This is a genomic window from Eudoraea sp., assembly GCF_049669105.1.
In the GTDB taxonomy this organism is placed as follows: Bacteria; Bacteroidota; Bacteroidia; order Flavobacteriales; family Flavobacteriaceae; genus Eudoraea.
This window is the reverse complement of the sequence record NZ_JBATKE010000151.1, coordinates 1-12,182: the sequence shown is the minus strand read 5'-3', so window position 1 is coordinate 12,182 and position 12,182 is coordinate 1. Positions and strand designations below refer to the sequence as shown.

The 12,182-nt window shown below is 36.7% G+C and carries 11 protein-coding genes; 5 read left to right on the top strand and 6 right to left on the bottom strand.

The window, feature by feature from the left end; all coding sequences use genetic code 11:
* A partial coding sequence (locus tag WBM60_RS12675) for an aminotransferase class III-fold pyridoxal phosphate-dependent enzyme (protein WP_424283146.1) occupies positions 1 to 588 on the top strand: 588 nt, incomplete at its 5' end.
* A 78-nt stretch (positions 589 to 666) separates the two neighbouring features.
* Here the strand turns inward: WBM60_RS12675 and WBM60_RS12670 are convergent.
* The 3 genes from WBM60_RS12670 to WBM60_RS12660 all read right to left on the bottom strand — a co-directional run bounded on the left by WBM60_RS12670 (position 667) and on the right by WBM60_RS12660 (position 4,205).
* On the bottom strand, positions 667 to 1,125 hold the full coding sequence (locus WBM60_RS12670; protein ID WP_424277065.1) for a hypothetical protein: 459 nt from the start codon (positions 1,123 to 1,125) through the stop codon (positions 667 to 669).
* A 207-nt stretch (positions 1,126 to 1,332) separates the two neighbouring features.
* Positions 1,333 to 1,512 carry a hypothetical protein gene (locus tag WBM60_RS12665; RefSeq protein WP_424259356.1) on the bottom strand — a complete coding sequence of 60 codons (180 nt, stop codon included), beginning with the start codon at positions 1,510 to 1,512 and terminating at the stop codon, positions 1,333 to 1,335.
* A 185-nt stretch (positions 1,513 to 1,697) separates the two neighbouring features.
* Positions 1,698 to 4,205: a zinc-dependent metalloprotease gene (locus tag WBM60_RS12660; RefSeq protein ID WP_424277066.1), complete on the bottom strand. Its 2,508-nt coding sequence runs from the start codon at positions 4,203 to 4,205 to the stop codon at positions 1,698 to 1,700.
* Between the two features lie 270 nt (positions 4,206 to 4,475).
* On the opposite strand from WBM60_RS12660, the gene WBM60_RS12655 reads away from it, so the two are divergent.
* Positions 4,476 to 5,108, top strand: coding sequence for a hypothetical protein (locus tag WBM60_RS12655; RefSeq protein WP_424259358.1), 633 nt, complete (start codon positions 4,476 to 4,478; stop codon positions 5,106 to 5,108).
* A 353-nt stretch (positions 5,109 to 5,461) separates the two neighbouring features.
* On the top strand, positions 5,462 to 5,887 hold the full coding sequence (locus tag WBM60_RS12650) for a hypothetical protein (RefSeq protein ID WP_424259359.1): 426 nt from the start codon (positions 5,462 to 5,464) through the stop codon (positions 5,885 to 5,887).
* A gap of 52 nt (positions 5,888 to 5,939) precedes the next feature.
* Here WBM60_RS12650 and WBM60_RS12645 read toward each other — a convergent pair whose 3' ends face one another.
* From WBM60_RS12645 to lysS, 3 genes are all read right to left on the bottom strand, one after another.
* Positions 5,940 to 7,373 carry an SLC13 family permease gene (locus WBM60_RS12645; RefSeq protein ID WP_424259360.1) on the bottom strand — a complete coding sequence of 478 codons (1,434 nt, stop codon included), beginning with the start codon at positions 7,371 to 7,373 and terminating at the stop codon, positions 5,940 to 5,942.
* Positions 7,374 to 7,466: 93 nt separating this feature from the next.
* The gene (locus tag WBM60_RS12640; protein ID WP_424277067.1) at positions 7,467 to 8,864 is read right to left on the bottom strand and encodes a PKD domain-containing protein; all 1,398 of its coding nucleotides are present in this window, start codon (positions 8,862 to 8,864) and stop codon (positions 7,467 to 7,469) included.
* A 135-nt stretch (positions 8,865 to 8,999) separates the two neighbouring features.
* Positions 9,000 to 10,691, bottom strand: coding sequence for a lysine--tRNA ligase (lysS, locus tag WBM60_RS12635; protein WP_424259362.1), 1,692 nt, complete (start codon positions 10,689 to 10,691; stop codon positions 9,000 to 9,002).
* Positions 10,692 to 10,967: 276 nt separating this feature from the next.
* Here lysS and WBM60_RS12630 point away from each other — a divergent pair, with 276 nt between their 5' ends.
* Entirely contained in the window at positions 10,968 to 11,882 is a 915-nt protein-coding gene (locus WBM60_RS12630; protein WP_424259363.1) for a hypothetical protein, read from the top strand.
* A 196-nt stretch (positions 11,883 to 12,078) separates the two neighbouring features.
* Positions 12,079 to 12,182: YqaE/Pmp3 family membrane protein (locus WBM60_RS12625; protein WP_424283147.1), on the top strand; the 104-nt coding region annotated here is incomplete at its 3' end.

Genomic DNA, 12,182 nt, shown 5'->3' with positions numbered 1-12,182 from the left:
CTGTTGGTTTTTGATGAAGTAATGACGGGATTCCGCCTGGGCCGTGGTGGGGCACAAGAAGTCTTAGGAATAGATGCTGATATCGTTACTTATGGAAAGGTTATCGGTGGAGGTCTTCCTGTAGGAGCATTCGCCTCAAGCAACGAAATAATGGCACACCTGGCTCCCGATGGGCCTGTTTATCAGGCTGGTACTCTTAGCGGTAATCCATTGGCCATGAGCGCCGGACTTGCTATGCTCACAGAATTGAATAATAGGCCTGAGATTTTTGATAGCCTTGATCAAAAGACGGCTTATCTTCATAATGGCCTGTCTTCTGTGTTAACAGAGCATGGCATTCCTCATCAAATTAACCGTTTTGGATCTATGATTTCGGTTCATTTTACTGAAAATCCAGTGATAGATTTTAGCAGTTCTGCTAAAGGTAACAATGAGATATTCCGCAAGTATTTTCACGGAATGTTAGAGCAAGGAATATATCTGCCACCGAGTGCCTTTGAAAGCTATTTCTTAAATGATGCTATTAGCTATAAGGATTTGGATAGTACAATCGAAGCCTTAAAGAAGGTTGCTCCTGATTTGGTATAAAAGGCCTTATTAATAAAGAAACGGAATATAGAATAGTTATACTTTATTCTACACCCCGTTTTCTTTAAGAATCAAGACTTATTTGCCATGCCTCCTCCCGGAGTTATGTTCTCTGTTACCGTCTTTTCTATGACTTCTGTGATGATGATTTATGCGTTCCCATTTTTGAAATTGTTCTTCGGACAGAATTTGTTTCATCTTTCCTTTTTGGGCAATCATCCTATCCAATCGTTCATTTTGAAAGTCAAAGCGTTCATCAGCACTTGGTTTGGATTGTTCCGCTTGTTCCTTTTTCACCTTCCGTTCCAACATTAAAGCCTCCCGCTCTTTGGCATTTTCCAAATTTAGCGTTTGAATTTCCTTTTGTTGAGCCGTATTTAAATCCAGAGCCAAAGTCATCTTCTTTGTCTTAAGTACGGCTATTTGTTCCGGAGACATATCTTTCATGCCCCTTTGTTCACTATCAAAATGCTGGCCTCTTTGAGAATAGCCCATCATTCCAATTAATAATACGGTTGTTACTAATACTTTTTTCATGTGTTTATGTTTTTATTATACACCTTGGATTATTAATTCATTATTTGGTTTAAATCATCTTTTGATATTATAAAAACTTTAACACTGCTGAGAATATGGTCTAGTGAATCCAATGCAGAATATTTTAAATATTTATGGGTAAAAACAAAAAGGGCCCGGTTTATACCGAACCCTTTGATTTGGGAATTTATATATGGATTTGATTTACTAATTAAGATCTTCTAATTCAATTAAGAATGTGGGTTTTAAATTTTCATTGGTAATTTCTACGACCTCTACTGCCGTATATTGTTGTTCCTGATTTTCATTGCTATCTAAACCATAGTAGGTAAATGCAGATAATACAAAACAAACAAAATAAAGCAGACTTTTAAATTTATAAGACATAATTCCGGGGTTTTTGTTCAATACTAAGATATAACCAATACTAAACCAGATCGAATGATTGTTGTGAATGTCTTTTTTATTGGTGTTAAAAACCTATTATTTGTGGTCTGCGCTAATTCTGCGCGGATTTTATGTAAAAACACTTTACATTTAATAGCTTAAATAAGGTAATTCACCGATAGCTACTAGCGAGAAGGCACTGGGTTTAGTATTTGATCTATGCGTGCTATTACATCCTGTAAATGATATTTACTCATGTTATCAGATGTTCTTGGGATGGCATTGGCTATGTTCCTTTTTAGACTGTTCAATTCTGCTCTTGCAACAGACCTGATGTCAGACTGACTGGTGTTTATAACCGTAGCCTTTCGATAGCCTCCATTAGCCGGCTTTTTAGTATTGCTTTCGGCAGTCATAAGGAATTCTAACCTATCTATATGTGCTTTCTGCAGATTTCTTCTGTAAGTGTCAATTTTACGGCCACTTTTGAGTTCGGACCAAATACCCTTGCTCAAATCATTCATCATGGTATTTAAGGAATATGCATCAGTGCCTAATTGAGTTTCCTGTTCTATAAGCCGGGCCATTCTTCCCAGACTAAGCAAATTGTTTAAAGATCTTGCTTGCAAAGCCCTTACCCTTTCAACAGATCCTGAGTATTCTATTCTCCCAAACAACTCATCGTCTAATAACCATTCTGGCGTGGTAAATATTTGTTCCTGAAGAAATTGCATACAGTTCTTCTGGTGTTCTTTGGGAACGGGAGTATATACTCTACCCTCCTGGTCATACGTCTTATAATATTCATAAACACCACCTATATTATTTGAGACATGTCCCATATATCTGTTGAATTGCCCAACCACCTGTCCGTATAATTTTTCAAGATCATCATAGTCTTTTCCATCCTCCTCGGTCCATTTAATCAAATTTGGAACAATCCTTTTTAAATTCTCAATCCCATATTTGCCTGCTTTTATTGCATTATCCCCCAAATCTTCCGTCTGAGAACTTGGGTCAATCACATCACCTGCCTGCTGGTGGCCAAAACGGTAAAGCGGGTCTCCCGAATGTTCCATAATCCAACTGTCCAGAATTTTCTTCTCTTCTTTATCTGTTTTGTTTAAGATAGGTTTGTAGCCCCATTTGATGGCATATTTATCATAAATACCAATATTAGGCATAAGTGCAACATCACCATCTTCAGGTTGCGCTACATAATTAAAACGGGCATAGTCCATAATTGATGGAGCGGTTCCATATGTTCTGGTAAAGGATACAGAGCGCAATGAATCAACCGGGTAGGCCACGCTACTCCCCATATTATGTGGTAATCCTAACGTATGACCAACCTCATGGGATGAAACAAAGCGTATAAGTCGTCCCATAACTTCATCCTTAAAGGCAAGGCCTCTTGCGTCATCATTTATTGCAGCCGTCTGAACAAAAAACCAATTGCGCAGTAGAGACATAACATTATGATACCAATTGATATCCGATTCTAAAATTTCTCCACTTCTGGGGTCGCTAACATGAGGTCCATTGGCATTAGGAATAGGAGAAGCTAAATACCTAACCACGGAATATCTCACATCTTCAGGTGACCAATCCGGATCTTCTTCTTTGGATGGAGGGTCTTTGGCCAGAATAGCATTTTTAAACCCTGCACTTTCAAAAGCTACCTGCCAGTCTTCTATACCTTGCTTAATATATGGGATCCATTTTTTTGGAGTAGCTCTGTCAACATAATATACTATAGGTTTTTTGGGCTCCACCAATTCACCTCGTCTAAACTTTTCAAGGTCCTCTTCTTTAACTTCCAGGCGCCATCTGTCCAGGTATTTTATGGTTTTACTTTCCTGTGCATCCAGTCCGTAATCTGTTTGACCCCTGGAAAACCAGCCCACCCGTTTATCAAAATAACGTCTTTTCATAGGCGTTTTCGGTAAAAGAATCATAGAGTTATTTATTTCAATCGAGATAGATCCAAGGCTCGCATTTGAAGGCGGACTAGCAGCATTATAGGTCTTTACATGTCTTGCCTCCAGATTTAGCGGATAGCTTTTTATAGATTCTATATAGCTCCTGCTCTCGTCCAATTTCGATACCTTGTAACGCTTTCGGTATGACTCTGGCATGCCTATGGCTTCAACATCTTTGATGAATAACTGTTCAACATCTATTACTGTCGCAGGATTTAGAGAATCTTTTTTGAAGGCTTTAATATCAAACGCATATAAAACTGGTTCAAAATTAGAATTTACCACCGCTTCATGTACCGGAAGCGAGTCGTCTGCTACTACATTATAACTAACAACGCGCAATAGTACTTTTTTAGGTTTCTTTTCCCAACGCAATACCTGAGTATTAATTTTTCCACCTCCAAATCCAATTCCCGATGCAGTTTTGGAAATTCTGCTTACCATCAACATTTCCCTGTTAAAAAGGGAATCGGGAATTTCATAAAGATGTTTATCCTCTACCACGTGAACATTAAATAGGCCCTTATCTGTAATGGCGTCTTTGGTAATTACTTTGGCATAAGGCTGTATCTTATCCTTTTTTAAACTTGATTTTTCTTCTTTTTGCTCTGTTTTAGTCTTTTTCTTTTTAAAGACTTGTGCATCAATATTGTTTGGGATCCCTAAAACAACTATTGCCAATAAAAGTATTGGTAGAGTTCTGTAAGTCATGGAAAAGTGCTGTTTTTTTGTTTCGAATTGGCCAAAGAACTGAAAAATTAATCGAAACTATTGTTAATAATATCATAAGCATATTTTTTTTTACAGTATTGTTTTATGAGAATATAACTATCAGGCAAACAGCAATATAAATACAAAAAGCACATTAGCAATTAGTGTTAAAAATAAAAGTTTTGACTGTTAAACAAAAGCTAATAGTGTAACAAATTGATTTTTCGACCGTCTTATATTCAAACAACGATCAACAAAAAACAAATTATAATGAACAAATTATTAATATTATGTGGATTGGTAATGCTGGGCACAACCACCACACCGCAAGAAAACAAATTGACCTCGAATTGTACAACATCGGAAGATAGTATTCATGTAAGTATAGAAGATGTAAATGGCCTTGAACTACTTGCTATGGAGACTGAAACTATATGGAAAGCTCCTAAACTTGTAAGCAGAATTATGGTAAATGCTCCGGAGGATTTAAAAGTGTCTGAAATTGTATTTATTGAAGAAGAGCCTTCTATAGAGCTGGGATTTGATACAGCTGAGTATCTGCCTGAAGGCTTTGATCCTTATAATGTTTATTTTGATGTAAACGCTATTGAGTTTATTGACGAGGAAATGACAGACCTGGGGTTTGATACGGAAGAGTATTTACCAGCAAATTTTAATGCATATGCAAATCCTAACGGAATAGATGGAATTAATTATATAGAAGAAGACGAAGCTATTGACCTGGGCTTCGATACAACAACATATCTACCGGAAGATTTTGATCCCTATGAATTCTATTTGGATCTTGATTCTGTAGAGTATATAGAAGATGAAGGAGAATTAGATTTTGATTTTAGTACTGAGGATTATTTACCAGCTGGATTTGATCCTTTATCAAGATAATAAGGGGATAGAAGATCTTATTTCTATCGATTTATTGGGTTAGTCGCCATAAAAGTCTTTGCTCTGCAAAGGCTTTTTTAGTGTTATATCTTATGCACTGCTACCTTATAGAGTGTGTTTAACAAAAATTTAACTTGAAAAAATGCATTTTCAAATTGTTAAAAACCTGGTATGGATACTCGTTTTTTGATAGATATTATCTAGCTTTTATGAAAAATCCATAAGTTTTATCTATAGAGACTAAGAAAATCGTTTTTCAACTGAATTTGGGCAATTGTTAATACTATCTGAATAGCAATAATAGGCGCATTTCCTTGTTTTAACTTTGTATAAAATATTAACCTTATAGCGTTATGAAAAATTTAAAAACAATAGTAAGCAGCTTTTTGATAGTAGCAACTATCAACGGGATAAATGCTCAGAATCCAAAAGGTGATGAAAAGCATTTTGATATTAGCAGCATTGAATATATAGAAGAAGAAGATTTTGATCTTGGTTTCAATACATCAGAATATCTTCCGGAAGATTTCGATCCTTATCAATATTATTTTGATCTGAATTCAATTTCTTATGTGGAGGATGTTTATGTGTATATGGATTTTGAAAAAAATTTACCAAGACATTTTGATGTGTTTGCAAATCCGTCGGATTTTCGAAATGTGAGTTATATTGATCCAATGGACGAAATACACCTGGAGATAGATACAGTAGAGCATTTGCCTGCTGACTTTAATCCGTATTCAAGAACTTCTTCAATAAACTATAATTCTTTGTATTAATTTTTACAATACTATACTAAGAGGCCCTGATCATTGTATCGGGGCTTTTTTATTAAAACAATATTGGGATTACATATTGGAAAACCAGTATCAATAAGACAACAGCGATAAGGTTTAAAACAATTCCAACTTTTGCCATTTGGTGAACCTTAATATAACCACTGGCAAAAACAATTGCATTAGGTGGGGTGGCCATTGGCAACATAAATGCACAACTACTGGCAATTGTCACCGGGATCAACAGGTATATTATTGGTATGCCTAAGCCAATCGCAATTCCTGCGACTACAGGTGCCAAAACGGCGACCAGGGCAACATTGCTCATCAATTCGGTCATAAATAGCATTAGTATTATGAGGAGCGAAGCCGTAAACAGAATACTTATCTCACTGGTAGCAATGGCGTTGGAGACAATATCTACAATACCGCTTACAGACATTCCCTTTGCAAGGGCCAGTCCGCCTCCGAATAGAATGAGAATACCCCAGGCCAATTTTTGAGTGTCATTCCAGTTGATAATAAAATCGCCTTTTCTGATATTATAGGGAACCGCAAAAAGAGAAATTGCAGCCAACATACTAATTATTGTATCTGAAAGTCCTAAACCCGGGAATATTTTGTTTATCAGGGTTCTGAAAATCCATAGAAATACCGTTATCCCGAAAATAACCAAAACCATTTTTTCCTTACCTGAAATAGGGCCTAATTTTTTTAATTCTGAGTTTATTACATCCTTGGATGCCTTGAACTTAAGTTGTCTGTTTGGAAACATCCATTTTACCAGAACCAGGTAAGATATTATTAATAATATTATAGAGAAAGGGAGCCCTAGGGTCATCCATTTTAGAAAGGAGATCTCTATGTTATACTCATTTTCTAATAGCCCTATCATAACGGAGTTGGGAGGAGTTCCAATAACAGTGGCAATGCCTCCGGCATTTGCAGAAAAAGCTATGCCAAGCATGACGCTAAGGGCAAAATTCTGATCATTTTTAGTATAACCGTCTTCGTCATTAATTAGTAAACCTATTACAGACATGGCTATTGGGAGCATAACTACTGTACTTGCAGTATTACTTATCCACATGCTCAATGAAGCCGTTGCTATCATGAAACCCAGCACCACCTTATTGGGGGTAGTGCCTGTAATTTTAATAATGTTGAGAGCTATGCGTTTATGGAGATTTACCTTTTCCAATGCCAATGCCAAAACAAACCCTCCGAAAAACAAGAAAATAATTGGACTTCCATAATTGGCGCCCACATCTGTTATCGACATTATTTCCATAACAGGGAAAAGCACAAGGGGTAAAAGTGCAGTTACTGAAATGGAAACGGCTTCAGTAATCCACCAGATGACCATCCATAAGGCAACTGCAATAACGCTATTAGCACTTTCATTTTCGGGAATAAAGTTTGGTAAATTTGCAAAAATGAAGAAAAGAAGCGGACCCGATATAAGTCCTAGTTTCCTGTTAAAGCCCATTCAGTTTATTTTAGGCTCTAAACTATACCTTTTACTTTAGTTTTAAAAATAAAAGGGAGCAAGCTTGCTCCCTTTTAAAATTTCTGTAAAAGGCTACTCATTCAAATTAACAGGATTCAGGTCATTGTCTGTTAATCCGTATAACAATTTTACCTCTCCTTCTATATCAAATCCGGCAATAAAAAATAAATTGCCATTTATGTTTAGTATTTCAGGCAGATAATTGCCCGGATAATTAAGTTCTTTAATTTGACTTCCATTTTGGTCAAATTTTCTTAAATTCTCCTCGCTGGACAATACAAAGGAATCTCCTAAGGACACCATTGCCTGATTATTCATTGTTCCTTCAAAATAAGATGATGATATCATGGTACCGGTTGCATTAGCAACAGTGAGTTCACCATTAGCATACATCGCGATATTTCCGTTTGAAAGCTGTTCTAAATGATAACTTCCGTTCAGGTCATTAGCAGAACTGATTTTGGAGTCCAATACAGAATCCTCATATATAAGATGGGAAGTAACATTTAGACCAATGTCAAAGAAGATTAACAAGGGTTTATAATTTGTTATTTTCGGATTGGTATCATTTTTACTGAAAACTGCTCCAAAAGCAAGATAACCGTTTTCGACCTTAATCATGTCACCTATCATGGAATCTGCACCCCCAAATGAATTGAGAACCACCGCGAATGCATCGCCTGAAGAATTCCTTGTCTCAACAGCCGTTTTGTAGATGCCACCATCTTCTTCTGTACCAAAGTAATAGAAGTTCGTGCCTTCTGCCAGGAAACCATAACTGTGTTTGGTTGATGGACTAATGCCATTCATAAAATTCCACGCATTGCTATAGGTGACTTCCTGAGTTCCATAAAGGCCATCCAGTGTTCTGGAAAACACAAAATTCATATTTCCACTCGGATAAAAGTTAACAAAAGCACTATTAGAATTATAAGGTTTGTCTGCCAAATAATTTGAGGAGGATATATAATTTTCATCTAATTCCCGATAATAAAATTTAGAACCTCCAGTGCCTGCCAGGTCTTCCAAAAGTTCAATAGAATAGATTAAACCATTTACCGGATTTATACCAGTTTCCATAGGGATTCCATTAAACCCGTCTGCTATATCCGGGAAAATAAAAAAGTCTTGCACTATAGCGTCGTTCACCAGAATTTGCCGGGAAACAGTTTTAGTCTCCATAGCTTCATTGGAAACCGTTAAGGCGATGGTGTAATCTCCTGGCTTTCCGTAAACTACAGTAGGGTTTTCTTCAGAACGTGTTTCTCCGTTGCCAAGATTATAGGAGTATGCAATAGCTCCTACAGAACAGTTGTTTATTTGCAGGTTTTCGCCTACCAAAAGGATCTCTTTGCTCACCTCAAAACATGCCTCTAATGTTGAGTTAGGATCAGGGTCAGAAGGAGGTGCGTCCTTTGAACAGGAAGTGAAAAATGCTGCCAAAATGATTAGAAAGTAGATTTTCTTCATAAAAACAGATTTGGGATTCTATTATTATAACGAAAATACCGGAGTCTTTATTTCAATTTTTAACACTCATTCGATGAAATACACAAGGTTTAAAATGCTGATAATGAAATAACTAAGAATAAAATATCCTTTTTATTATTCATTTAATTTACAAATAAGTGTATCGCCCTCTTTTACCACCTTGGTTAACCCTAATTTATTCAATCCTTTAAGACTTTTGTCCCACGCTTTATTGCTTAATCCGGCAGCTTCTTTTAAATCGGCTAAGGGCATGGATTTATGGGTTTTTAAGATATTATAAATTGCTTTTTCACTTTCATTTAATTCCAGGGGCTTTTTTTCGGGCCGCATTTGAGGAAAGAACAAAACTTCCTGAATAGAGGCATTATTTGTTAACAGCATGACCAGGCGGTCTACACCGATACCAATCCCCGATGTGGGGGGCATTCCGTATTCCAGGGCCCTAATAAAATCCTGATCAATAAACATGGCTTCATCATCGCCTTTTTCCGACAGTTTTAACTGTTCTTCAAAGCGATCACGCTGATCAATAGGATCATTTAATTCTGAGTAAGCGTTGGCAATTTCCTTCCCGTTAATCATAAGTTCAAACCGCTCTGTTAAGGCTGGATTCGTCCTGTGTTCCTTAGTAAGCGGACTCATTTCTTTTGGGTAATCTATAATGAAAGTGGGTTGAATGTAGTGATGCTCACATTTTTCACCAAAAATCTCATCAATGAGCTTTCCAACCCCCATACTTTCGTCTGCTTCTATACCTAATTTTATCGCTACATCGCGGAGCGATTTTTCATCCATCCCTGCAACTTCGTAACCTGTATGCTTTTTAATGGCTTCAAGGATTGGAATACGTGGATAGGGCGCCTTAAAATCGATCTCTTTCTCACCCATAGTAACTTCAGTTGAACCATTGGCGTCTATAGCCACTTTTTCCAACAACTGTTCCGTAGTGTCCATCATCCAAAAGTAATCCTTGTAAGCAACATAAAGCTCCATGATCGTGAATTCGGGATTATGGGTTCGGTCCATCCCTTCATTTCTGAAATCCTTAGAAAACTCATATACGCCGTCAAAACCACCAACAATGAGTCGCTTTAGATAAAGCTCATTAGCTATTCGGAGGTAAAGGGGTATATCCAGAGCATTATGATGGGTTATAAAGGGTCTGGCAGCCGCTCCTCCAGGTATGGGCTGCAAAATAGGAGTTTCTACTTCTAAATATCCCTTATCATTTAAAAACTCACGGATACTATTGGTTATTTTAGTTCGCTTTATGAACGTATCTTTAACGGAAGGATTGACCGCCAGATCTACATAGCGCTGGCGATAGCGTTGCTCGGGATCGTTAAACTCATCATAGACATTGCCTTCTGCATCTTTTTTGGGAAGGGGTAAAGGCCTCAAGGCTTTACTTAGGATCGTAAAATCTTTAACCATTACGGTTTTCTCCCCGACCTGGGTAATAAATAGTTCTCCTTCTATTCCAATGATGTCACCAATATCGAGCAGTTTTTTATAAACTTCATTGTATTTGACTTTATCATCTCCAGGACAAATTTCATCACGGTTAAAATAGACTTGAACTCGTCCTTCACTATCCTGCAATTCTGCGAATGAAGCTTTTCCCTGGATCCTTCTGGACATTAACCTCCCCGCAATTATAACTTTTTTCCCCTCTTCATAGCTATTGGATATACTTGCAGATGTGCTGTCTATGGGGAACAAAGCTGCAGGGTAGGGATTAATTCCCATTTCCCGAAGTTTGTTCAATTTTTCCCTTCTTACGATTTCTTGCTCAGAAAGTTGCATAAATTGGTCGTTAAAGCTGCAAATATAGGTACAATGAGCTAATCTATCAATCCAATATTTTCAATCTATTATTAAATGGGTTTTCTATGAATAAACTAATTCTTAATCATGATAAAAATCATAGATTAATTATACAATCTTCATTTCATTTGCTCTTTATTTCAAATGGACGGCTTTTGTTGAAGAAATCACGACAAATTTTGAGATTTCTCTTTACTTAAATAGGAAAAAATGGCAATCACGCCAAATCTAGTTTTTATATAAATTCTTTAAAAAATGAAAAAAATCGTATTAAGCTTTGTAGCATTGGTAGGTTTCGCATTACATTCAAGTAGTCAGGAAATTGCACCATATATTGAAATTGGCAAATCGAAAAACAGTATTCAGCAGGTATCAGAGGATGTCTTGGCTGTGCTTAGAGAAAATTCATTTACAATTCTGGGGACCTATAACCCTTCAAATAAGAACTCTCTGAAAGTTATAGTATTTACAAGGCCGGATATAAAGAACACAGTTGTTAAAGTAGCCGACAGAGGAGCGCTGGCTGCCGCTTTAAAGATTGGTTTGGTCCAAAAAAATGATATTGTAAGTATCTCATATACAAATCCGGACTATTTTTTTAGAGCCTATTTAAGGGATAGTTATGACCAGAATAAATCTACTTTCGATAAATTTAGTAAGGATCTAAGAACTGCTTTTGCATCTGTCGGTAATGATTTCACACCTTTTGGGGGCGCTATAGAAGCCGATAAATTGAAAAAATATCATTATAAAATAATGATGCCGTATTTCACAGATCCTGTTACACTCAATGAATTTTCTTCATTTGAAGAAGGGCTTAGGGTAATTGAAGCTAATCTAAAAGCTGAAAAGGGGGAAACCTTGCAGGTCTATAAGATTCTTTACAGTGACGAAAAGGTTGCCGTATTTGGTGTGGGCTTAAGAAGTAAGGAAGACGGAGAGGCCTATTTCTTGCCAATAATTGGGGAAGAACATATTGCGGCTATGCCTTATGAGATAATTCTTCAGGGTAAAACGGCAACAATGCTTCACGGGAAATACCGCATTGCTTTATCATGGCCCGATCTAACAATGGGTACATTTATGAAAATAATGAGTACTCCTGGTGATATTGAGGATACCCTTGAAGGTCTTTGTATAATGTCAGAAGCTGATAAAAATTCTTTATAATTTCATCGTAGAAGTCTTTAAAGTTGTTTATTTTTTTAATTGTTTATATAGGCCCTGTAATCACAGGGCCTGTAGCTTATTAATTATAAATTTCTTTTAAAATTTGAACTTTTTTCTTGTAACATAATACAAATTATTGCGTCCAATAAGTACACCTGTCCTGTAATAAGGCGGGGTAATTCATTAAACCTGCACTATGAGTTTTTGGAGAGTATTACTGGCCATTATTTTTCCGCCTTTATCCGTCATTGGTAAAGGTTGCGGATCTTTTCTTATTGTTCTTCTTTTAACCTTTTGCGG